At 67.4% G+C, this 21,465-nt stretch carries 20 protein-coding genes; 10 read left to right on the plus strand and 10 right to left on the minus strand.

Features of this window, described 5'->3' with window-relative positions; all coding sequences use genetic code 11:
* Nucleotides 1-149: 149 nt before the first annotated feature.
* Nucleotides 150-788, minus strand: coding sequence for a DUF4337 domain-containing protein (locus EJO71_RS06505; RefSeq protein ID WP_125947587.1), 639 nt, complete (start codon nt 786-788; stop codon nt 150-152).
* A 120-nt stretch (nt 789-908) separates the two neighbouring features.
* Between EJO71_RS06505 and EJO71_RS06510 the strand changes: the two genes are divergently transcribed.
* Nucleotides 909-2,570: a SulP family inorganic anion transporter gene (locus tag EJO71_RS06510; RefSeq protein ID WP_171022502.1), complete on the plus strand. Its 1,662-nt coding sequence runs from the start codon at nt 909-911 to the stop codon at nt 2,568-2,570.
* Here the strand turns inward: EJO71_RS06510 and EJO71_RS06515 are convergent.
* The gene (locus EJO71_RS06515) at nt 2,545-3,501 is read right to left on the minus strand and encodes a helix-turn-helix domain-containing protein (protein WP_125947586.1); all 957 of its coding nucleotides are present in this window, start codon (nt 3,499-3,501) and stop codon (nt 2,545-2,547) included. The genes EJO71_RS06510 and EJO71_RS06515 overlap by 26 nt on opposite strands.
* A 220-nt stretch (nt 3,502-3,721) precedes the next feature.
* Between EJO71_RS06515 and EJO71_RS06520 the strand changes: the two genes are divergently transcribed.
* From EJO71_RS06520 to EJO71_RS06545, 6 genes are read left to right on the plus strand one after another with little or no spacing between them, the layout of a single operon-like run.
* On the plus strand, nt 3,722-4,912 hold the full coding sequence (locus EJO71_RS06520) for an amino acid ABC transporter substrate-binding protein (RefSeq protein ID WP_125947585.1): 1,191 nt from the start codon (nt 3,722-3,724) through the stop codon (nt 4,910-4,912).
* Nucleotides 4,913-4,916: 4 nt separating this feature from the next.
* Complete coding sequence (locus EJO71_RS06525; protein WP_125947584.1) at nt 4,917-5,795, plus strand: branched-chain amino acid ABC transporter permease; 879 nt, start codon at nt 4,917-4,919, stop codon at nt 5,793-5,795.
* A complete protein-coding gene (locus EJO71_RS06530; protein WP_125948048.1) occupies nt 5,795-6,727 on the plus strand; it encodes a branched-chain amino acid ABC transporter permease in 933 nt (310 codons plus the stop codon). The genes EJO71_RS06525 and EJO71_RS06530 overlap by 1 nt, the downstream gene beginning before the upstream one ends.
* Nucleotides 6,724-7,479, plus strand: a complete 756-nt coding sequence (locus EJO71_RS06535) for an ABC transporter ATP-binding protein (protein WP_125947583.1) — start codon at nt 6,724-6,726, stop codon at nt 7,477-7,479. Before EJO71_RS06530 ends, EJO71_RS06535 begins: the two co-directional genes overlap by 4 nt.
* On the plus strand, nt 7,476-8,195 hold the full coding sequence (locus EJO71_RS06540) for an ABC transporter ATP-binding protein (RefSeq protein ID WP_125947582.1): 720 nt from the start codon (nt 7,476-7,478) through the stop codon (nt 8,193-8,195). Before EJO71_RS06535 ends, EJO71_RS06540 begins: the two co-directional genes overlap by 4 nt.
* Before the next feature lie 34 nt (nt 8,196-8,229).
* Nucleotides 8,230-9,681: an aldehyde dehydrogenase gene (locus EJO71_RS06545; RefSeq protein ID WP_125947581.1), complete on the plus strand. Its 1,452-nt coding sequence runs from the start codon at nt 8,230-8,232 to the stop codon at nt 9,679-9,681.
* Nucleotides 9,682-9,691: 10 nt separating this feature from the next.
* Here EJO71_RS06545 and EJO71_RS06550 read toward each other — a convergent pair whose 3' ends face one another.
* The 6 genes from EJO71_RS06550 to EJO71_RS06575 form a co-directional block, all read right to left on the minus strand.
* Nucleotides 9,692-10,321 carry a hypothetical protein gene (locus tag EJO71_RS06550; RefSeq protein WP_125947580.1) on the minus strand — a complete coding sequence of 210 codons (630 nt, stop codon included), beginning with the start codon at nt 10,319-10,321 and terminating at the stop codon, nt 9,692-9,694.
* The gene (locus tag EJO71_RS06555; protein WP_240651288.1) at nt 10,321-11,904 is read right to left on the minus strand and encodes a substrate-binding domain-containing protein; all 1,584 of its coding nucleotides are present in this window, start codon (nt 11,902-11,904) and stop codon (nt 10,321-10,323) included. Before EJO71_RS06555 ends, EJO71_RS06550 begins: the two co-directional genes overlap by 1 nt.
* The gene (locus EJO71_RS06560) at nt 11,901-13,145 is read right to left on the minus strand and encodes a toxic anion resistance protein (protein ID WP_125947579.1); all 1,245 of its coding nucleotides are present in this window, start codon (nt 13,143-13,145) and stop codon (nt 11,901-11,903) included. The genes EJO71_RS06555 and EJO71_RS06560 overlap by 4 nt, the downstream gene beginning before the upstream one ends.
* A 17-nt stretch (nt 13,146-13,162) precedes the next feature.
* Nucleotides 13,163-14,287: a hypothetical protein gene (locus tag EJO71_RS06565; protein WP_125947578.1), complete on the minus strand. Its 1,125-nt coding sequence runs from the start codon at nt 14,285-14,287 to the stop codon at nt 13,163-13,165.
* A 74-nt stretch (nt 14,288-14,361) separates the two neighbouring features.
* Complete coding sequence (locus EJO71_RS06570; protein ID WP_125947577.1) at nt 14,362-15,660, minus strand: aminotransferase class V-fold PLP-dependent enzyme; 1,299 nt, start codon at nt 15,658-15,660, stop codon at nt 14,362-14,364.
* 3 nt (nt 15,661-15,663) lie between these two features.
* On the minus strand, nt 15,664-16,560 hold the full coding sequence (locus EJO71_RS06575; RefSeq protein ID WP_125947576.1) for an amino acid ABC transporter substrate-binding protein: 897 nt from the start codon (nt 16,558-16,560) through the stop codon (nt 15,664-15,666).
* A 129-nt stretch (nt 16,561-16,689) separates the two neighbouring features.
* Between EJO71_RS06575 and EJO71_RS06580 the strand changes: the two genes are divergently transcribed.
* Complete coding sequence (locus EJO71_RS06580) at nt 16,690-17,625, plus strand: LysR family transcriptional regulator (protein ID WP_125947575.1); 936 nt, start codon at nt 16,690-16,692, stop codon at nt 17,623-17,625.
* Nucleotides 17,626-17,644: 19 nt separating this feature from the next.
* Here EJO71_RS06580 and EJO71_RS06585 read toward each other — a convergent pair whose 3' ends face one another.
* The gene (locus EJO71_RS06585) at nt 17,645-18,067 is read right to left on the minus strand and encodes a hypothetical protein (RefSeq protein ID WP_125947574.1); all 423 of its coding nucleotides are present in this window, start codon (nt 18,065-18,067) and stop codon (nt 17,645-17,647) included.
* Between the two features lie 90 nt (nt 18,068-18,157).
* Entirely contained in the window at nt 18,158-18,343 is a 186-nt protein-coding gene (locus tag EJO71_RS06590; RefSeq protein WP_125947573.1) for a hypothetical protein, read from the minus strand.
* Nucleotides 18,344-18,655: 312 nt separating this feature from the next.
* On the opposite strand from EJO71_RS06590, the gene EJO71_RS06595 reads away from it, so the two are divergent.
* Entirely contained in the window at nt 18,656-20,188 is a 1,533-nt protein-coding gene (locus EJO71_RS06595) for a BBE domain-containing protein (protein WP_125947572.1), read from the plus strand.
* Between the two features lie 26 nt (nt 20,189-20,214).
* The gene (locus EJO71_RS06600) at nt 20,215-21,459 is read left to right on the plus strand and encodes a lactonase family protein (RefSeq protein ID WP_125947571.1); all 1,245 of its coding nucleotides are present in this window, start codon (nt 20,215-20,217) and stop codon (nt 21,457-21,459) included.
* The last annotated feature ends 6 nt before the right edge of the window (nt 21,460-21,465 follow it).

The following is a 21,465-nucleotide window of genomic DNA, read 5'->3' on the forward strand; positions in this document are numbered from 1 at the left end:
CACTGCAAGCAGTACATTCTGTACAAGCAATATCAGGTTAGCGAAAAGGCTACGTACAGACAACGACAGATTGATGGCACACGGAGGCCACCGCTGCCGACGGAAGAAGCAGCGCGGATCAAAATCTCGCCTGACCCGCATCGTTGCCTCTAAACGTGCACCGCCGCCAACCCACCCACTGCCAATCCCGCCACAGCCACCCCAAACATCGCCCTCTCCAACCACTTGTTCCTGGTAAGCAAAGCAATAGCCGCCAACGCAATAGAAACCTGCAACACAGTAGTAGCCTGAGCCCACCGATGATGCTGGTGCATCTGCTCATCCGACTGCGCGTCCCACTTGCTCGCCTCCGCCTCCAGCTTCTTCGCATCAGCCTGGATGTCGGTCTTCTCTTGCTCGTAGCGCGTCACCTTGGCCTGCCAGCCTTGCTTGCGCACGTCGTCGGTCGCGGTGTCTCGTGCGAATTCGGCAAGCGCCTGCTTGGTGCTCTTCGACTGGAAGTAATTCCACTGGTTGGAGGCTTCGGTCTTCTTGATTGCCGCGTTGTTCTTGTAGATGCCGGCGTTGGCCTGCGTGGCGCCGCCCATGTACGCGAAGATGGCGCCGAAGGTGGCGATGACTGCCGTGCACATCGCGATCTTGCTCGTGTTGCTCATGCCGCCGGCATGCGCTTCTGCTCCTGACGATTCCGCGTGCCCGTGGCTGTCGCCATGGCCATGGCCGCCGTTCGTGGCGTGTTCGATTTCGTGGTCGTGCGGGCCGTGCACGTGAAAGCCGTGTCCTGACATGGGGTCCTTGTCGTTGAAATATGGTTTTTCGGGCGCGCGCGAGTATGCCCTGTGGATGAGTCAGCTTCCGGTCCGCAAGCCATTGCCAGCATCGTGTGACAACAGCACACTTGCCTGCCCATGGCCGCAGAAACCTCGCCGACACCGACAGCCAACGCCCGCCGCCCCGGCTTCGCCGACATCGTGGCGGGTGTTTCCATCGCGGGCTTGCTGCTGCCGGAGGCGGTGGCTTACTCCGGTATCGCGGGGCTGCCGCCGCAGGCGGGCGTGATCGCGCTGTTCGCGGGGCTGCTGGTCTACGGGCTCTTCGGCAGCAGCCGCTTCGCGATCGTCTCGGCCACTTCTTCTTCCGCCGCCGTGCTTTTCGCGGCCACCACGTCGGTGACGGGAGTGGACACTGCCACGCGACTTGCGATGGGTGCAGGCATCGTGCTGCTGGCCGGGGTGTTCTTCGTCATCGCGGGCATCGCGAGGCTGGGCGCGGTGTCGAGCCTGATCGCCAAGCCGGTGCTGCGCGGCTTTGCGCTGGGGTTGGCGCTCACCATCGTGGTCAAGCAGTTGCCGAAGGTGCTCGACGTTCACCCGGCGCACAGCGATTTCTTCAGGCTCATCGCAGGGCTGGCGGCCGAGTGGCGGCACTGGAACATCGCAGGCGCGGCGATGGCGCTCGTAGCGCTCGTGCTGCTGCGTGTCTTTGCACGCTGGCGCGCGGTGCCTGCCGCGCTGCTGGTGATCGTGGCCGGCATCGTGCTCGACGTGCATGGCCTGTGCCAGGCCTGGGGCGTGGCGGCGGTGGGGCCGATCTCGCTCGACTTCTCGCACCCGACCGTGCCGCAGCTCGACCGCGCGCAGTGGCAGAACCTCGGCGGGCTGGCGTTCGCGATGGCGCTGATCCTCTATGCCGAGTCGTACGGATCCATCCGCACCTTCGCCATGCGCCACGGCGACAACGTGTCGGCCAACCGCGACCTGCTGGCGCTCGGCGGGGCGAACCTGCTGTCGGCGCTGTTCCAGGGCATGCCTGTGGGTGCGGGCTACTCGGCCACGTCGGCCAACGAATCGGCTGGCGCGAGGAGCCGCGCGGCGGGCATCGTGGCGGGGCTGGTGGTGCTGGTGGCGGTGCTCACGCTGCTGCCGTGGATCGCGCACACGCCCGAGCCACTGCTGGCAGCCATCGTGATTCACGCAGTGAGCCACACGCTGAACCCGGCAGCGCTGCGGCCCTACTTCGAGTGGCGACGCGACCGGCTGGTGGCGCTGGTGGCTGTCGCTGCCGTGCTGGTGCTGGGCGTGCTCAACGGCCTGCTGGCGGCCATCGGCGTGAGCCTGCTGTTGCTGCTGCGCGGCTTCTCACGCACCACCGTGAGCTGGCTCGGGCGGCTGGGCCAGAGCCACGATTTCGTCGACACGGCGCGTCACCCCGAGGCAGTGGTGCCGCCGGGCGTGCTCATCGCGCGGCCCGAGGTGCCGCTCTTCTTCGGCAATGCGGATGCTGTGTTCGCATCGATCCGTGCGCGCATCGACGCCACTGCAGGGCTGCAGCGCATGGTGCTGAGCCTGGAAGAGTCGCCTGACCTCGACGCGACCAGCATCGAGGCGCTTTGCGACTTCGCGGCCTACGTGCGGGTACGCGGCTTGCGCCTGTCGCTGGCGCGGGTGAAGGACGACGTGCGCGATCTGCTGGCCAAGGTGAACTCGCCCGACCTGCATGCGGAGGTCTACGCGCCGTGGAGCGTGGACGATGCGGTTCCGCAGGCTAGCGCTGCGCCGCCTGCCGCCTGAACTCGCTCGGACTGCCGCCCGTGTGCTCGCGGAACACGCGGCTGAAGTGCGAGAGATTGCCGAAGCCCGAAGCCAGCGCGATGTCGGTGATCGACCTCGCGGCATTCGCCGGGTCGAGCAGCTCGCGGATGCTCGCTGCCAGCCGCTGGTGCTGGATGTAGCCGTTCAGGGTCTCGTCGTCGTCAGCGAAGGCGCTGTGCAGCAGGCGCTTGCTGCAGCGCAGGGCCAGCGCCATGCTGTCTATCGATAGCGAAGGGTCGTGCAGGTTCTGCGCGACGTGGCGGCGGATGCGGTCTTTCAAAGCCTCGCGCTGCGTCTGCGGCGTTTCCTGCCCTGCCAGCTCCATCAGCGAAAGGCGCACCAGCTGTATCAGCAGTTCGCCCGCACCTCGCGCGGCCGCTTCGCTCATGAAGGGCAACTCGAGATACGTGTTGCGCATGGTCTCCAGCGCCACGCGCGAGATGCCGCTGCCGCCGCCGATGCGCCGCGCCACCAGGTCGTTGAGCGGCAGTGCGGGCGATGCGATCTGGTCCTTGGGCAGCATCACGATCAGGTGGTCGCTACGCTCGGGGTTGGCCACGGTGTAGTCGGCCGTGGTGTCGTAGAGCGTCCATCCGCCCGAGCGAACGGCGGCCGCGCGGCCGCGCTGCGTGACCTCTGCCGAGCCCTGCCAGGGCGCGACGATCTTCAGGTACGGGGCTTCGCTCATTCGCGCCATCTGCGTGGTGCGAAGCACGCGGTGGCGGTTGGCCTCCAGCCGCGTGAGGATCACGTCGCCCGCGTGCGAGGCCGCGAGGTGGCCGTCGAATTCGCTGTCGTCGTAGAGGTCGGAGCCCAGGCCGCCGAAGTGGCGCCATACCCATTCACACCACAGCGGCCCGCGCTCCTTGGGCGGGATCTGGTCGGTGGACAGGAGCAATGAGGCGGTCATGCAGGCTGGGCAGCTGGAGCGACGAGAACGAAAGATTTCAGCACGAAGCCGGGTTGCCGCGCATTGTGAAGCGCCTTCAGGGAGCAAGGGATTGCGGGTTAACCACTAGACGTCTGCACGCAGCGACAAGCGCTTTGTGCGCGGCTGGCACAGCGCCCGACGCCCCCCATTTCTACGATCCCAGGCAGCGGGCGCATACCGACGCCCGGAGGAGACCTCAATGCTTGGACCCAATCGCCGTCACTGGATCAAGGGCGCCGCCACCGCCCTGGGCGCGGCCGCTGTCGCGCCGCAACTGTTCGCGCAGAGTGGCCCCGTGAAGATCGGCTACGCCATCGCGCGCACCGGCCCATGGGCCGCGGGCGCGCAGGTGAGCCAGGAGCCCAACTACCTGCTGTGGGCCGAGCAGGTCAACGCGGCGGGCGGGCTTTCTGTGAAGGGGGCGAAGCGGCCCATCGAGCTGATCGGCTACGACGACCGCAGCGAGACCGAGACCTGCGTGCGCACCTTCGAGAAGCTCATGGGCAGCGACAAGGTCGACCTGGTGCTGCCGCCCTGGGGTTCAGGCGCTAACTTCGCGGTGGCCCCGCTGGCCAACCGCTTCGGCTATCCGCTGCTGGCCCCCACCGCGCTTTCGCGCAAGCTGATCGACATGCGCCTGCCCTTCTTCTTCTCGCTGCTCCAGCAGCCCGACAAGATGATGGGTGCGCTGGTCGACATGCTGGTGGCGAACAACGTGAAGACCATCGCCATCGTCTACATGGACGACCTGTTCGGGCTGGAGAACTTCGCGGCGCTGAACAACGCGCTGAAGAAGACGAGCATCCAGGTGGTGGAGCGCAAGAGCTATCCGCTGGGCGTGAAAGACCTCGCACCGGTGCTGCGCACCATCAAGGACCTGAACCCCGACGCCTTCATCGGCATCACCTACCCGCCCGACACCATCCTCGCGAGCCGGCAGGCGCGCGAGGTGGGCTTCAACCCCAAGTACTTCTACGCCTCCGTCGGCACGGCCTTCCAGCTCTACAAGAACGTGATGGCCGCCAACACAGAGGGCGTGATCGGCATGGGCTCGTGGAATGGCAAGACCAGCCCCGAGGCCAAGGCGTACTTCGATGCGCACACGAAGAAGTTCGGCAAGGAGCCCGACCGCTGGGCCAGCGGCCATGCATGGGCCGGCCTGCAGATCCTGCAGCAGGCGGTGGAGAAGACCGGCCTCGACCGCAAGGCGCTGCGCGAGCACATCGCGAAGAACGAGTTCAAGACCATCCTCGGGCCGATCCGATTCGAGGGCAGCGAGAACGCCTCCATTCCGGGCACTGTGTCGCAATGGCAAGGCGGCGACTTCGAAGTCGTATGGCCCAAAGACCGCGCCACCGCGCAGCTGATGCCGAAACCGGCCTGGAAATAACGACGTGTCTTTCTCTGGATGGGCCGAGCTTCTTGCCGGCGGACTGATCACGGGCGGCATCTACGCGCTGGTGGCCATCGGGCTGAACCTGCAGTACGGGCTGATGCGCATCATGAACATCTCGCACGGCGAGTTCCTGATGCTGGGCGCCTTCGCGACATGGTGGGCGCACACCGCGCTGGGCATCTCGCCGCTGCTCTTCATGCCGGTGGCCTTCGTGCTGCTGATGGCGCTGGGCATGGCGGTGCACCGGCTGTGTTTCCGGCAGGTGGCGGCGCGCGCGCCGAACGTGGACGTGTTCGAAGCGCGCAGCCTGATGGTGGGCTTCGGCCTGATGTTCCTGGTGCAGAACACCGCCCTGCTCGTGTGGGGCGGCGACCTGCGCGGCTACGACTACCTGGCCGATCCGGTGCAGGTGGGCGAAATGCGCTTCACCGCCAACAAGCTGGTGCTGTTCGGCGTGGCGCTGGCGCTGAGCCTGGTGCTCATCGCGCTGCTCAAGCTCACGCTGCTGGGCAAGGCGGTGCGCGCGCTGATGCAGTCGCCCACCGGCGCGCAGCTCGTGGGCATCAACACGAAGCGGCTGCATCCGCTGATGTTCGGCATCGGCCTGGGCCTGTCGGGCGTGGCGGGCTCGCTGCTGTCGATGACCTATGAAATCTCTCCCTCGATGGGCGAGCCCTACACGGTGACGGCGCTGATCGTCATCACCCTCGGCGGCTTCGGAAGCATCGCGGGCAGCCTGGTCGGCGGCCTGCTGCTGGGCGTGGTGGAGGCGCTGGGCATGCACTTCACAAGCCCCTCGCTCAAGATGCTGCTGTCGTACGCCGTGTTCATCGGCGTGCTGATCTGGCGGCCCAACGGACTGTTCTCCAGAAAATGATTTCTTCCCCTTCATCCAACAGGCCGTGGTGGGTGCTGTGCATCGGCCTCGCGCTGGCGGCCGCCGTGCCGTGGGTCGCGTCGGAGTTCGTGGCCTCGGTGGCGCTCGGTTGCCTGATGTACATCGCGCTGGCCACGAGCTGGTCGCTGTTCTGCGGCGCCACGCGTTACCTCTCTCTTGCCACATCGGCCTTCTTCGGACTCGGTGCCTATGCGAGCGCAACGCTGCTGGATGTGCTCCCGTGGCCGCTGGTCATATTGAGCGGCGCGGCCATCGCGAGCGCGGTGGCGGTGCTGATGGGCGCGGCTGTGCTGCACCTGCGCGGCACCTACTTCGCGGTGCTGACCTTCGGCATGACGGAGCTGATCCGCCACGCCGTGACCTTCGTCGAGAAACAGGTGTCGGGCACGGTCGGGCGCGTGCTGACGGTGGTACCGTCGAACGAGACCGTATACCTCACGGTGCTCGTGATCGCGGGCGCGGCCATCGCCACTGCCCTGCTGGTCAAGCGCAGCCGCTTCGGGCTGGCGCTCTCCGGCATCGGTGCCGACGAGCAGCGCGCGCAGACGCTGGGCGTGGACACTCGCCGCGTGAAGGTGATGGGCTTCGCGCTCACCGCCGCCTTCGCAGGTGCGGTCGGCGCGGCCATGGCGGTGCGTTGGACCTACATCGACCCTCCAGCGGTGTTCAGCCCCTTCATCGGCTTCCAGACGGTGCTGATCGCGATGATCGGCGGCGCAGCCAGCATCGGCGGGCCTGTGGCGGCGGCCATCGTGTTCAGCCTGCTGTCGGAAACGCTGCGCCTGCAGCTGCCCTACGGCTACATGATGGTGTTGGGGCTGCTGCTGATCCTGTGCGTGATGTACCTGCCCAACGGCCTCGCGTCGCTGTGGCGGCGCAAGGCAACGACGCCACGGGAGGCACGGCCATGAGCAGCAATCCGCAGCTCCTGCTGGAAGCCCGCGAACTCACGGTGCGCTTCGGCGGCCTCACTGCAGTGGATGCAGTCAGTGCCAAGCTGCACTCGGGCGAGATCGTCGGCATCATCGGGCCGAACGGCGCGGGCAAGACGACCTTCTTCAATGCGATCTCGGGCGTGGTCATGCCGACCTCGGGCACGCTGCTGGTCGAGAACGGCATCGACCTCACGCGTCGCGGCCCGCATCTCTACGCGGCGCACGGCATCGCGCGCACCTTCCAGACGCCGCGCGTGATGGCCGACATGACCCTCGAAGACAACGTGCGCTTCGGCATGCAATTCGCCGGCCGGCACCGCGAACCCATCGCCGGGCTGGGCAGCACGGGAGAGATTCTCGACATGCTCGGCCTCGGCGGCCTGGCACAAAACATCGCCGCCGACATCACGCCCTCGCAGCAGCGGCTGCTGGAGATCGGCATGGCGCTCGGCACCCGGCCGCGCGTGCTGCTGCTCGACGAGGTGGCTGCCGGCCTGACCGAAGCCGAGGTCGATGCGATGGCGCGGCGCATCCGCCGGTTGCGCGACGAGCACGGGCTCACTGTCGTGTGGATCGAGCACGCGGTCACCACGCTGCTGAAGTACGTCGAGCGCGTGCTGGTGCTGCACCAGGGCCGCAAGATCGCCGACGGCACGCCCGCCGAGGTGGTGCGCAACGCGGAGGTGGTCGAGGCCTATCTAGGCGACGAGATGGAGGCGACGGCATGAGCGAGAACAACAACAGCCACATGAGCGTGCGCGGGCTGTCGGCCGGCTATCACGGCTTCCAGGTGATTCAGAACATGAGCCTCGACGTGCGGCCCGGCGTTACCGTCGTGCTGGGCCCGAACGGCGCGGGCAAGACCACGCTGCTGAAGGCGCTGGCCGGGCTGCTGCCGCGAACCGGCGATGTGCTGCTCGACGGCGCGGCGCTGCCCTCGGCCGATGCCACGGCCTGCGTGCGACGCGGCCTCGCGCTGGTGGCCGAGGGGCGCCAGCTCTTTCCGCAGATGACGGTCACCGAGAACCTGGAGCTCGGCGGCTGGCTCATTCCGGCGCGGCTGCGTACCGAACGCCTCGCGCGCGCCTTCGACGACTTTCCGCGCCTGAAGGAACGCGCCGCGCAGCTCGCCGGCACCATGAGCGGTGGCGAGCAGCAGATGGTGGCGGTGGCGCGCGCCATGATGAGCGGGCCGCGCCTGCTGATGCTCGACGAGCCCTCGCTGGGCCTCGCGCCGCGCATGGTCGACGAGCTGCTTTCCATCGTGCGCCGCATCGCCTCGCAGGGCGTGACGGTGCTGATGGTCGAGCAGAACGTGCGCAAGGCGCTGCAGGCCGCCGACCGCGGCTATGTGCTCGAACGCGGCCGCGTCGTGGCTTCGGGCGAAGCACAGGCGCTGCTGAATTCCGACGTGGTGCGCCAGGCCTACCTGGGCGTCGCCTGATCCCCCTTCTTTCCCCTTCTTGCAAAGGACACCCATGACCGACATTTCCATGCTGATCGACGGCGAACGCCGCGCAGCCACCGGCGGCGCAACCTTCGAGCGCCGCAACCCGCTGGACGGCGGCATCGCCACGCGCGCGCCGGCGGCCACGCCGGCCGATGCGGTCGCCGCCGTCGAGGCCGCACACCGCGCCTTCGCCGCCTGGTCGGCCACCGGCCCCAACGAGCGCCGCGCCGCACTGCTGAAGGCCGCGCATGCACTCGAAGCGCGCGCCGACGCCTTCGTGCAGGCGATGGCACGCGAAACCGGCGCATCGGCGCTGTGGGCCGGCTTCAACGTGCATCTGGCGGCCGGCATCCTCACCGAGGCTGCGTCGCTCACCACGCAGATCGCGGGCGAGGTGATTCCCTCCGACGTGCCGGGCAGTCTCGCCATGGGCGTGCGGCAGGCGGCGGGCGTGGTGGTCGGCATCGCGCCGTGGAACGCACCTGTGATCCTCGCCACGCGCGCCATCGCGACGCCGCTGGCCTGTGGCAACACCGTGGTGCTGAAGGGCTCGGAGCTTTGCCCCGAAACGCACGCGCTGATCATCGAGGCGCTGAGCGAAGCCGGGCTGCCCAAAGGCGTCGTCAACTTCGTGACCAACGCGCCCGCCGATGCCGGCGCGGTGGTCGAGGCGATGGTGGCCCACCCGGCAGTGCGGCGCGTCAACTTCACGGGCTCCACGCGCGTGGGCCGGCTGATCGCGCAGACCTGCGCCAAGTACCTGAAGCCCGCCGTGCTGGAACTCGGCGGCAAGGCGCCGTTCGTGGTGCTGGACGACGCCGACATCGACGCGGCAGTCAACGCCGCCATCTTCGGCTCTTTCGCCAACTCGGGGCAGATCTGCATGTCGACCGAGCGCATCGTGGTCGACAACGCGGTGGCCGACGAGTTCGTTTCGAAGTTCGCGGCGCGTGCACAGGCGTTGCCTCTGGGCGACCCGCGCGAAGGCCCCGTCGTGCTCGGCTCGGTGGTCGACATGAGCACGGTGAAACGCTGCAACGCACTCATCGACGACGCGCTGGCCAAGGGCGCAAAGCTGGTGTGCGGCGGCAAGGCCGAGAACACGCTGATGCCCGCGACCGTGCTCGACCACGTGACGCCCGCGATGGAGATCTACCGCGAGGAGTCCTTCGCGCCGGTAAAGGCGGTGGTGCGCGTGAATGGCGTGGAACAAGCCGTAACGATTGCCAACGACAACGAATTCGGCCTGTCGTCTGCTGTGTTCGGCCGCGACGTGGCGCGCGCATGGAACGTGGCGCAGCGCATCGAGGCCGGCATCTGCCACGTCAACGGCCCCACGGTGCACGACGAGGCGCAGATGCCCTTCGGCGGAGTCAAGGCCTCGGGCTACGGCCGCTTCGGCGGACGCGCGGGCGTGGAAGCCTTCACGGAGCTGCGCTGGATCACGGTGCAGACCACGCCGCGCCACTACCCTTTCTGAGCAGGCGCCTTCAGCTCGCGAGAAAGTCCGGCTGGCGGAACTTCTTCTCGAGGAACTGCCCGTTCGCCACCAGCGCGGCGGCGTCGCTCGAAGCCACGTTGGCGACGATCTCGCGCAGCTTGGCGTCGAGCAGGCCCAGCTGTTCGCCCAGCAGCTGGCGCGCGGTCTTTCCATCCTTCACCGCGTGCGTGATGCGGAAGGCCGGCGGCAGCGCGACATAGTTGGCGAGCGTCTCGGGCAGGTAGCGCAGTACCGTCTCGCGCACGGTGAAGAGGTCGTCGCCGTGCGAGCCCGCGCCGACGAGGCGCGGCAGCACCTCGCCCACCGAGCCGCGCACGTTGTCGAGGCTCTTGCGCATGTCCTCGGTGAGGTGCGGCTGGGCCTGCGCGACCATGCGGTCGAGGCGCTCCAGCGTCTGCTCGACGCTGAGGCTGTCCTCGATGCGGCGCTCCAGCTCGGGAGCCTTTCGGCCCAGGAGGCAGCCGGCCACGTAGAGACCGGCGGTGATGAGCAACCAGCCCTTGTCGATCACGCCTGCGAAGAGCAGCGCCGGCCCCAGCAGCGCAAGCGCACAGCCGAGGATGTTGCCGTTGCCGTACAGGAACAGCAGCGCGCGCAGCTTCAGCGAACGCTGCGGCATCACTGGTAGCCCCGGATTTCCTTGAACACCTGCCCGAGCTGCAGCTTGCGGCCATCGAATTCGCGGCCGCCGGAAAGCTGCGCGATCTCCTGCATCTCACTCACGTTGGCCTCACCGAACAGGATGGGGAAGATGCGCGCGGGCAGGCCGCCCGCCGCGTAGCGCTCGCGGAACTCGCGCAGCTTCAGGCCGGAGTTGTTCTCGCCGTCGGTCAGCAGCACGATGCTCACGAAGCGGTCGGGCTCGCGCTGCTGTTCCTTGCGCGCCAGGTCCTCGGCGGCAGCCAGTGCGGAGTAGATGGCCGTGCCGCCGTTGGCTGACATCGAATCGGCCAGCCGGCGCAGCTCTTCGCGCGCGGCGGGAATGTGGTCTGCATCGAAGCGCACCCACACCGGCTCCTGCACCTCGGTGGCGAAGGTGATGAGCACCACGCGCTCGCGGCTCTGGAAGGCGCTGTAGCGTGCGCTCGCGGTGGCGGACTCGTCGGCGCCCGAGAGCAGCTTGAGCGCCTCGCGCATCGATGCCAGGCGCTTGCCGGCCATGGAGCCGCTGAGGTCGAGCACGAAGATCGAGGTGGCGGGCTTGCGCCATTGCGACTGGTAGGTGCCGAGCACCGCGTCGATCACCTCCAGCCGGTTGGGAAAGCCCAGCTCGGCGACGGCGGCGGTGGGCAGCGCGCTCACGGCGGCAACCTCGGGGTTGGCGGGGCGCAGGAAGGCGGCCGAGAGCGCGTCGCGCTGGAACGGCGCGGCCTTCAGCGTGGCCACGAGCTTCGTGTAGGCATCGCGCTTGTCCGCGTTGAGCAGCATCAGCGGATAGTCGGCCGAGATCATGCCGTCGCGCGGGTAGATCAGCGTGAGCTTGTCGGCCGCGGGAAGCTTCTCGTTGGCGCGCAGGATCACGGCTTCGTAGTTGACCATCGCGTCGATGGCGGACGGGTCCTTCACGTAGGCGTCGGCCAGCCAGCCAGAGCTGCCGGCCGTGAGCTTCTGGCCCGAGAGGAAGGCCTTCAGCGTCTTCCCGTCCACGTCCTGCGCGGTCAGGTCTTCGGTCTTGCCCGCCAGCGCCGAGGCCACGGCGAACAGCGCGCTCATGCCGGTGTTGGAGCTGGTGGCGTTGGTCATGCCGTAGCGCAGCTGGCCGGCACCCGCTGCCTTGGCGATCTCGGCCCAGCCCGGTGGCTTCCTGTTCCACCCGAGCTGCGCGGCCTTGGCACTCTTCACGCCGAGCGCGATGCGCGAGTAGAAGAGCTTGTCGCGCGCCAGCGGCTTGGTCTGCAGCGCGAGCGCAGGGTAGGCACCGTTGGGCGGCAGGATCGCGTCGAAGCGCTCGCCGGCGTTGATGCGTTCGACGATGTCCAGCGTGCCGGCGTACGAGAGCTTCACGTCCACACCGGCTGCCTGCGCAGCGGCGACGATGGGAGCTTCGAGGTCCTTGAGTTCCGAGCCGGCGAGGATGGTGAAGACGGCGCTGGCTGCCGGAGCCGGCGCGGCATTCGTGGCTTGCGCCGGCCCTTCCTTGCCGCATGCCGCGAGGCCCAGTGCCAGGGCCGCCAGCAGCATCAGCCGCGACAACAGGCTCACAGCGCGACCTCGCCGCGCGGCGATTGCAGCGCCTCGGTGGTTTCCTGGCGGCGCACGCGGTCGAGGTAGGTGCGGCTCTTCTCGACTTCGCTGGTCAGCGTGTCGACCGTGGTCTGCATGGAATCGAGCGCCCGGCTCTTGAAGTCGGCGATCGTGTCCATGGTCTGGTAGATGTTGGCAAAGGCCTGCTGCAGCTTGGCGATCTCGATGGTGCTGGAGGCCGCCTGCTGGTGGATGGCGCTGCTCTGGTCGCGCAGCATCTCGCTGGTGTTGGCGATGAGGTTGCCGGTGGTGGCGTTGAGCGCGCTGATCTGGTCGAGCACCAGCTTCTGGTTGGACAGCGCCTGCGCCACGATGACGGCGGTGCGCAGCGCGGCCACGGTGGTGGTGGTGGCGCGGTCCACGCCCTTCATGAGTTCCAGGTTGTTCTTGCGGATCATGTCCAGCGCCAGGTAGCCCTGGATGTTCACGGCGAGCTGCGTGAGCAGGTCGGTGACTTTCTGGCGCGAATAGAACAGCATTTCCTCGCGGATCACGCGGGCCTTCTCGGGGTCGATGGCGTCGAGCTCGCGCGCCTTGGCGTCGAGCTTGCCGTCGAGCGCCTTGCCGATGTGCACGTACTTCTCGAGCCGCTCCATCAGCGTCCAGAGGTTGACCTTTTCCTGCTCGATGGCGGTGTTGTCGCGCAGCAGTTCGTCCTTGCCGCGCTTGAGCGACTCGATGATGGCGTTGAGGTGCGTCTGCGACGACTGGTAGCGCTCGAAGTAGGCGATCAGCTTGTTGCCCAGCGGAATGAGCCCCAGCAGCTTGCGCGCCGAGAACAGGTCACCCTGCTTCGAAGGGTCGAGGTCCTCCACCTGGTGGCGCAGGTCGATGAGCGACTGGCCGATCTGCGCGCCCTTGTCGAACAGGCCGTTGCGCAGCGAACCCACGGGCCGGTCGAGCATGCGGTTGGAGACCGATGCCGAGGCCTGGATGTCCTTGCTGCCCATCGAGTGGATGCGCTCCACCGCTTCCTTGAACTGCGGATGCTGGCTGTCGTGCGCGGTGATGTCGTCGATGAAGCGCTCCACCTGCGCGTCGAGCTCGGCGACGTCCTCGGGCTTCAGGCGCACCTTGCCGCTGGCCGACTCGACCGGCACCGGCGCGACGGGCGCGGGAGGCTCCAGCGTGAAGGCCTGGGGCGGCTGCAGGTCGATGGGCGCGGGCACGGTGGTTGTGGTGGTGACGGGTGCGTTCATGGTGTTCCTGTGTTGATTCACTTGAAGCGGGCTTCGATGCCCGTGGTCATGCGTTCGAGCCATTCGAAGCTCGGCGGGTCGATCACGTCGACCAGCACCTCGGGCACCTTCACGCCGCGCGCGGCCCAGGTCTCGGGGCCCTTGGTGTCGCCGCCGGTGCGGTAGCCGTATTCGTGCGCGAGCTCGCGCAGGGCCGGGTCGTTCTCCAGCGCGGCGCCAAGCCTCGCGCCGCCTGGCGTGTAGGGCACCAGCACGTGCTTCGAATAGACGGTGGGCTTGGGGTAGAGCAGCACCATGTCGCTCTTGAGGCGATCGGGGTTCTTCAGCCAGAACTCGACCATCTGCGACTCGTAGGCCACCAGCAGCGGCGCCTTGCCCATGCCGAGCGCGAGGTAGTCCTCGAAAGGCCCGGCCGACGACTGCTCCTGGAAGCCCTGGCGCAGGAAGAGCGGCGCCACCACGGGCATGACGCGATCCACGTCTTCCTGGCTCTGCACGATCTGCTGGCTGTTGGCGAGGTAGCTCGCGAGCGCGAGGTACATGGCCGCCGAGTTGGAGGTGCGCACGTCGGTCGAGTTGATGAGCATCGACTTGCTGGTGGAGAAGGCGCTGCTCGCCTTCAGCTCCTTCCAGCGCGTGCCCTTCTCGATCATGGCCATGAGGCCCGGCAGGTCGACGACGTAGTAGAAGTCGCCCTGCTTCTGCGCAATGCCGTTGGCCACGAGGATCTCGGCGATCGGCCGCCAGCTGGCCAGCACGATGGGCGTGTAGAACGGGTTGAAGACGTTCGGCGCTTTGGCCAGTGTCTTGAGCTGCGCCGCGGCGGGCGCGCCCGAGGGAAAGCCGAAGTCGAACTTGCTGGCGTCGTAGCGGCTGGCGATGGCGCGGGAGCCCGCCTTCTCGACGGTGACGGTGATACCCTGCGCGGCCAGTGCCTTCTGCACGCGCGGGTCGGCGAAGAAGGTTTCTTTCTCGGAACCGATCAGGCCGCGCAGCGTGACCTGCTTTTCCTGTTCGATACGGGCCGCCGTTGCGGTGGCCGACTCATCGTGCAGGCGGGTGTTCGAGTACCAGACGCCTGCCCCGACCGCCGCCAGCAGGACGACGGCCAGCGCTGGTGCGATCAGCTTGCGGATTTCCAAATCTCATGCTCCTCGCCCCCTGTGAGCGGGGGTAGAGAAACATACTAACGACGGAATATGACGGTTTGTGACAGTCAGATGTCGGTAGCGATTTCGCGGGTGATGCGCAGGAACTTCTCGATGTCGGCAACGGAATTGCAGTGCAGCGGCGACACCCGCACCGTGCCCGCGAGCCCGAAGGATTCGAGCATGCGCTTCGAGTAGATGCTGGTCGCCACGCGCTCGTAGACCGTCACGCCGCGCTTCGCGTACTCGACCACCGCCTGCGTGCAGTCGATGCGGTCGAAGCCGATGCCCAGGATCAGGTCGCGCTTCGTCAGGTCTTCATGGTCGAGGAAGACGTTGACGCCCCTGAGTTCGCGCATGCCGGTGGCGTTCTCGTTGCCGTCGAGCAGCACCGCCAGCAGCGCGCGTTCGTGCAGCTCGACGTGCGTGATGCCCGCGACGAACAGTGCGCGCCGGTCGGTGGCCTCGCTGAAGTGACCGCCCAGCCAGCAGACGTAGTCGACGATCTCGCTGAGCACCGCGAACTGCCACGGCGCGGCGCTGCCCAGGTCCCAGTAGTCGGGCTTCTTGCCCGCGAGCTTGTGGTGCGGCAGCACGGCCGCGCGCTCGGACACCCACGACAGCCCCGAGCCCCGGCAGCCGAAGAACTTGTAGGGCGCGAGGTTGATGCCGTCCACCGGCGTCTTCTGCAGGTCGATGAGGCCGTGCGGCGCATGCTGCACTGCATCCACCAGGATGTACAGGTCGGGCTTGATCTCGCGCGCGCGGCGCACGATCTCGGCCATGTCGAGCTTGGCGCCGGAGATGTTCGATGCGTAGATCACGTTGAGCAGGCAGGTGTCCTTGTCGACCAGCCGCACGATCTCTTCCACATCCACGCCGCCGGTGACGGGGTTGCTCTTCGCCACGCGCAGCTCGCGGCCCAGGCGCTGGGCATAGAGGCTCATTGCGTCGAAGGCCGACGGATGCTCGAGCACGGTGGTGACCATGTTCGTGCCCGGCACGTTCTCGGCGATGGCACGCACCATGTCGAACATGGCGCCCGAGGCGGTGAGCGATGCGTACACGCTGCCGCCCGTGGCGTTGAGGATGGTGCGCAGATCCGCACTGCCCTTCGCCTGGATGTCCTGCAGCTCGACGGCCGTGGCGTGGATGCGCTCGGCGTTGTCGGGAATGGCATCGACCTGCGCGAAGCGCTCGGCCGCGGCCTTGAGGCGGAACGAGCCGCCGGCGTTGTCGAAGTACAGGCGCTCGCGGCCGTGGTGGTCATGGTCGACCTGCAGGAAGCGCGCCTTCACCTCGCGCATCAGCGCATCGGAAAAGGCCTGGCCGCGTTCGAGATCAGGAAGTTGCTGTTGGGAGCCCATTTTTTAGACGCCCTTGTTGTTCGGGTTCTTGTAGATCTCGCGCACCGCGTCCGTCATCGGGAAGTTGAGGTTCGCGTTCTTCGGCGGGATCGGCGAGAGGAACCACTTGGTGTAGAGCTGCTCGATGGCGCCCGACTTCATCAGGCCGTTGACGGTCTCGTCCACCAGCGCCTTGAATTGCGGGTCGTCCTTGCGCAGCATGATTCCGTAGGGCTCCTGGCGCAGCGACTCCTTCAGGATCTTGTATTCGCCCGGGTTGGTCGAGCTGGCGATCATGCCGGCGAGCTGCACGTCGTCGAGCACGTAGGCGTCGGCGCGGCCGGTGGACAGCAGCAGGAAGCCGTCGGAGGTGTCCTTGCCGGCGATCTCGTTCACTTCGATGGTGCCGCTCTTGCGCGCGCCGCGCAGCAGCTGGATCGAGGTGCTGCCCGAGACGGTGGCCACGTTCTTGCCGTTGAGGTCGCCCAGCGCATTGATGCCCGAGGCCTTCTTCACGGCGGCGGTGATGTTGGTGACGAAGTGGCTGGGCGCGAAGTCGACCTGCTGCTGGCGTTGCGTGGTGTTGGTGGTGGTCGCGCAGTCGAGGTCGACGGTGCCGTTCTGCAGCAGCGGAATGCGGTTGGTCGAGTTGAGCATGGTGTAGCGCACCTCGATCTTCGCGAGGCCCAGCTTGGCCTTCACCGCGTCGACGATCTTCAGGCAGATGTCGTTGGTGAAGCCGATGGGGGCGCTGTCGGCGCTGAGCTTGTACGAGAACGGGATCTGGCTGTCGCGCGCACCGATCTGGATCGTGCCGCTGTCCTTGATCTTCTGCAGCGTGCCGCCGTCCTGGGCGCTGGCGGCGCCGCAGGCGAAGACGATGGAGAGTCCGAGCGCGAGGGGCAGTTTCTTGAAGTCCATGGCGGGTTCCTTGAAGAGTCGATGACGTTGGATCGGGCGAATCTTCGGCTTCCCGACAAATTTCCAAAAGCGATTTTTTGTGATCGAATCGCATGAGAAAAAGCGTTCTTTTGGAGCCAAACTCCCGTGATGACCTTCAAGCAGCTCGAAGCCCTGTACTGGATCGCCCGCCTCGGCGGCTTCGCGCAGGCGGCCAACCAGCTCCACACCTCGCAGTCGGCCATCTCCAAGCGGGTGCACGAGCTGGAGCAGTTGTTCGACACCGAACTCTTCGACCGCAGCCAGCGCACCGCCCGGCTCACCGAGAAGGGCGAGGAGATGTTCGTGCTCGCCCGGAAGCTGCTGGAGCAGCGCGACGCGGCCATCGAGCAGTTCGGCAAGCCGGGCGTGGTGGAGCGGCGCATCCGCATCGGCGTGACCGAACTGACGGCGATGACGTGGCTGCCGCGGCTGGTCGGCCTCATCCAGCAGCACTACCCCAAGGTGATCCTCGAGCCCGACGTGGACGACAGCCTGCAGCTGCGCGACAAGCTGCTGGCCGACGAGCTCGACCTGGTCATCGTGCCCGACACCTTTGCCGACTCGCGCCTGCCGCACAAGCTCATCGGCCAGGTGAAGAGCGCGTGGATGTGCAAGCCCGGCGTGGTGCCGGTGAACGGCGGTGCGATGCGGCTGCACGAGCTGGCGCGCCACCGCATGCTGGTGCAGGGCAACAACTCGGGCACCGGCCGCGCCTACGACGCGTGGATGAAGGAACAGGGCGTGCAGCCCGCCAACGTGATCGTGGTGAGCAACCTGGTGGCGCTGACGGGGCTCACCGTGTCGGGGCTGGGCGTGAGCTACCTGCCGCGCGAATGCCTGCAGCCACTGGTGTCGGCCGGCATGCTTGCCGTGGTCGACGTGGCGCCGGCCCTGCCCGTGGTGCGCTACGTGGCGATGCACAAGGGCGAGCACCGCAGCGCACTCACCTCGTCCATCGTGATGCTGGCGCAGGAGTGCTGCGACTTCACGCGCATGTTCCAGGCGCAGCCTGAAGAAGAAACAACGGAGACGGCGAAAGACTGACCGCCGTCGTGGCCACGCCTCAGAGCGAGAGAAACGCCGCCACCAGCAGCGCCAGCGCGCCGACGATCGAAGCCACGGCGCCGACCACGTTGCCGAGATAGACGAGCCCGCCCAGCCCCACGACCCCATCGGACGACAAGCCCCGCTGCCCCGAGACGGCCGCAAGCGGCGTGGAAACGCAGAAACCATACGCCGACACGATCAGCGCGATGGCGATGAGCCACAGCAGCCACGCCGGCGCCGCAAGCGAAGACAGCACGGCGGCCGTCGCGAGCATCAGGGTCGCGCCGATGGGCAGGCTCAGGTGCGCGACACGCCACGAATTGACGATGTGCGCAGCGGCCTCGCGCTTGATCGCCTTTGCATACGGCGCACCCAGCAGCAAGCCGAACAGCAGGACGATGGCGCCGTGGAAGACGAGGTGACGCGCGGCGGGGTGCATGGATGCGAACGAGAGAGGAGCGGCGATGGGAGCCGCATCCTAACGAGGCCGGCTGCCGCGCAGCCCGGCAAGGCCCCTCGAGAGCCGGTCTCAGCCGTCGTCACCGACGGGGGAAAGATCCGGATGCAGTTGCTGCAGCGCCCGCGACAGCCGGACCACGCGCTCCCGCGCCCCGGGCTCGCCCCGGGCGAGCGCGCCCAACGCAGCTTCGTAGTCGTCAGTGAGCTGTTGCCACAGCTCGAAATCGGCGCCAAGGCCTTCAGCGTCCTTGTCCATCTTTGCTCCATCAGGAATTTCGACGGCCGGTAATTGCGCCAGTTTGACTCATTTTTGCCGCGAGCGTTAGAACTTTAGAGGTCTTGGGGTTATAGCCGCTTGAATACTGCGGTGCATCGGACCGGCTTCGACAGCCTGGAACTAAGGGTTCATCCGATGAAAGTATTTTTCAAACAAGCCAAGAATTCGCCCTGCACAGCCAAAAAACCGCGAGCGTTGAGCGAAAAATTGCCCGTATAAGAAAAAACATTTCAATTATCGCCGAGCCCGCGGACTAAACCTCCGTCGCAAGACATTCACCGGAAAGTGCCCATGACCATCACCGTGACACGCCAGGATGCCCGCTACAACACCCTGAAAAAGGGTTTCAACCTGCGATGGCCGGCCACGGAATCGGAAGCCGCCTCGCGCATCGAACTGGCGGAAAGCGCCGGCGACGCCGCCGCCGCACTGCAGCGCATCGTCGACGCGGGCCTGCGGCCCACCCTGCGCAGCGGCGGGCATTGCTACGAGGACTTCGTCTCCAACAACCCCGACGGCGCGATCCTCGACCTGAGCCTGCTCAACCAGGCCGACCCAGCTTCGAGGGGCGACGGACGCTTCCGCATCGGCCCCGGCACCCAGAACTGGAACGGGTACCTCGACCTGTACAAGCACGGCAACGTCACGCTGCCTGGCGGCTCCTGCTACTCGGTGGGCGCGGGCGGCCACATCTGCGGCGGCGGCTACGGCCTGCTGTCGCGGCTGCAAGGGCTCACGGTCGACTGGCTCTCGGCGGTTGACATCCTGACGGTGGACAACCGCGGCAAGGTGGTGCCGCGCACCGTCGACGCGAACCGCGACCCGGACCTGTTCCGCGCCTGCCGCGGCGCGGGCGGCGGCAACTTCGGCGCGATCACCAGCTACGTGTTCGACAAGCTGCCGACGGCGCCGCGCGAAGTCGCGCTGGCGGTGGTGGCCTTCGACTGGGCCACCATGACACCCGAGCGCTTCACCGCCCTGCTCACCACCTACGGCGACTACTGGGCCACGCGCGGCAAGTCGCCCGACACCTGGGGCATGTTCTCGCTGCTGAAGCTCACGCACCGCTCGGCCGGCCAGATCGTGATGCTCACTCAGTTCTGCAACCCCGACGGCACCTGCAACGACCTGACTGTGCTCAACGATTTTCTCGACCGCTTCCGCGCCTGCGCGCCGGTGCCCGCCAAGGGCCGCGCGCCCGGCGTGGGCCCGGCGCCGCAGCGCGACGCGGGCCAGCTGCTGTGCTCCAAGCCGCACACCGTGACGCGCTACGACTGGCTCACCGCCACCCAGTACCTCAACGGCTCGGGCGACAACCAGCGCGGCAAGTACAAGTCGGCCTACATGAAGCAGAACTTCAGTGCCCGCGAGGCGCAGCGCATCTACACGCACCTGACGCGCACCATTGCCGGCGTCGACCTGAGCCAGTCGCTGCTGCAGGTGGATTCGTACGGCGGCGCCGTCAACAAGCCCGAGCGCATCGCCGACACCACCGTGCCGCAGCGCGCCTCGATCATGAAGCTGCAGTACCAGACCTACTGGCGCAGCGCGAAGGACGACGCCGGCCACCTGCGCTGGATCGGCGACTTCTACCGCGACGTGTACGGCACGCCCGACGTGCCGCAGCGCTACGCGGGCACGCCCTACCCTGGCGAGCGCTACGAGGGCTGCTACATCAACTACCCGGACAACGACATGCTGGCCTACCCCTTCTGGCCGCAGCTCTACTACGGCGACCAGGGGCTCTACGAATTCCTGCGGAAGGTGAAGCGGCGGTACGACCCGAACAACATCTTCCACCACGCGATGTCGGTGCGTCCGTGATGCAACCCCACCCAGAGAGGAACCCCATGACAGATCACTCCGGTCAGAAACGCCGCACCGTCATGCAGTGGCTCGGTGGCGCCTCCGCCGCCGGCGCCCTCGCACCCCTGCTGCCGGCCCATGCGCAACAGGCCCCGGCCACGGCAGGCGCCGCAACGGCCGCGCCTGCACCACGCTTCGCCTACCTCGGCACCTACACCTTCGACGCACCCGGCGGCACGGCCGGCGGCCCCGCATCGAAGGGCATCTACGTGCTCGCTGTGCAGGACGGCAGCTGGACACCGGTGCAGACGGTCGCGAGCGCCAACCCGTCCTTCCTCGCGGTGCACCCCAGCCAGCGCTTCCTGTACGCGATCAACGAGATCGACACCTACGAGGGCCTGCCCACCGGCACGGCCGAGGCCTACGCCATCGACGAGCGCAGCGGCCGGCTCACGCTGGTCAACCGCCAGCCGCTGTCGCTCTCGGGCGTGATCCCGGCGCACCTGGCGGTGTCGCCCGACGGACGCGCACTGGTCGTGGCGCTGTACGGCGGCGGCGCCTACAACGTGCTGCCCATCGAAGCGGACGGCAAGCTCGGCAAGGTCTCCGGCATCGAGAAGGAAACCGGCTCCGGCCCCGACGCCGAGCGGCAGGAATCGCCGCACCCGCACATGGTGCAGTTCGACGCCTCGGGACGGCGCGTGCTCGCGACCGACCTCGGCAGCGATCGCGTCAACGTCTTCACGCTGGCCGACGGCAAGCTGGCGCCTGTCGGCCGCACGGCCGCGCAAGCCGGCAGCGGCCCGCGCCACCTGGCGCTGCATCCGTCGCAACGCCATCTGTACGTGGTGGGCGAACTCGACGCTTCCGTCACCTGCTACGGCTACGACGCGGCAAGCGGCGCGGTCGGAGAACAGCGACAGCGGGTCTCGACCCTGCCGGACGGCTACACGGGCCAGAAGAGCGCCGCAGCGCTGGTGATGCATCCATCGGGGCAGTTCCTCTATGCAAGCAACCGCAGGCTGAAATCGGACCACCCGCTCGCCGACAGCATCGCCGCATTCCGCATCGACGCGACCAACGGCAACCTCACGCCGCTGCAGCACTGGAGCGATGGCCTGCGCTTCCCGCGCGCGCTGACGGTGGCGCCCGACGGCGGCCACCTCTACGCGCTGAGCCAGAAGGGCGACACCATCCTTCGCCTGCGCATCGACCCCGCCACCGGCAGGCTCGACCAGCCGGTGCAGGTGGCGCAGGTGCCTACGCCGGTCTGCCTCGTCTTCGCCTGACCGGGC

It is taken from the genome of Variovorax sp. 679 (assembly GCF_003952185.1).
Classification (GTDB): domain Bacteria; phylum Pseudomonadota; class Gammaproteobacteria; order Burkholderiales; family Burkholderiaceae_C; genus Variovorax.

Bases quoted from the DNA above. Each gene is read 5' to 3' on its own strand.
- EJO71_RS06510 (WP_171022502.1), top strand. From the start codon at position 909: ATGGCCGCAGAAACCTCGCCGACACCGACAGCCAACGCCCGCCGCCCC.
- EJO71_RS06570 (WP_125947577.1), bottom strand. From the start codon at position 15,660: ATGGGCTCCCAACAGCAACTTCCTGATCTCGAACGCGGCCAGGCCTTT.
- EJO71_RS06535 (WP_125947583.1), top strand. From the start codon at position 6,724: ATGAGCAGCAATCCGCAGCTCCTGCTGGAAGCCCGCGAACTCACGGTG.
- EJO71_RS06540 (WP_125947582.1), top strand. From the start codon at position 7,476: ATGAGCGAGAACAACAACAGCCACATGAGCGTGCGCGGGCTGTCGGCC.
- EJO71_RS06545 (WP_125947581.1), top strand. From the start codon at position 8,230: ATGACCGACATTTCCATGCTGATCGACGGCGAACGCCGCGCAGCCACC.
- EJO71_RS06515 (WP_125947586.1), bottom strand. From the start codon at position 3,501: ATGACCGCCTCATTGCTCCTGTCCACCGACCAGATCCCGCCCAAGGAG.
- EJO71_RS06575 (WP_125947576.1), bottom strand. From the start codon at position 16,560: ATGGACTTCAAGAAACTGCCCCTCGCGCTCGGACTCTCCATCGTCTTC.
- EJO71_RS06560 (WP_125947579.1), bottom strand. From the start codon at position 13,145: ATGAACGCACCCGTCACCACCACAACCACCGTGCCCGCGCCCATCGAC.
- EJO71_RS06600 (WP_125947571.1), top strand. From the start codon at position 20,215: ATGACAGATCACTCCGGTCAGAAACGCCGCACCGTCATGCAGTGGCTC.
- EJO71_RS06550 (WP_125947580.1), bottom strand. From the start codon at position 10,321: ATGCCGCAGCGTTCGCTGAAGCTGCGCGCGCTGCTGTTCCTGTACGGC.
- EJO71_RS06590 (WP_125947573.1), bottom strand. From the start codon at position 18,343: ATGGACAAGGACGCTGAAGGCCTTGGCGCCGATTTCGAGCTGTGGCAA.
- EJO71_RS06580 (WP_125947575.1), top strand. From the start codon at position 16,690: ATGACCTTCAAGCAGCTCGAAGCCCTGTACTGGATCGCCCGCCTCGGC.
- EJO71_RS06595 (WP_125947572.1), top strand. From the start codon at position 18,656: ATGACCATCACCGTGACACGCCAGGATGCCCGCTACAACACCCTGAAA.
- EJO71_RS06520 (WP_125947585.1), top strand. From the start codon at position 3,722: ATGCTTGGACCCAATCGCCGTCACTGGATCAAGGGCGCCGCCACCGCC.
- EJO71_RS06585 (WP_125947574.1), bottom strand. From the start codon at position 18,067: ATGCACCCCGCCGCGCGTCACCTCGTCTTCCACGGCGCCATCGTCCTG.
- EJO71_RS06505 (WP_125947587.1), bottom strand. From the start codon at position 788: ATGTCAGGACACGGCTTTCACGTGCACGGCCCGCACGACCACGAAATC.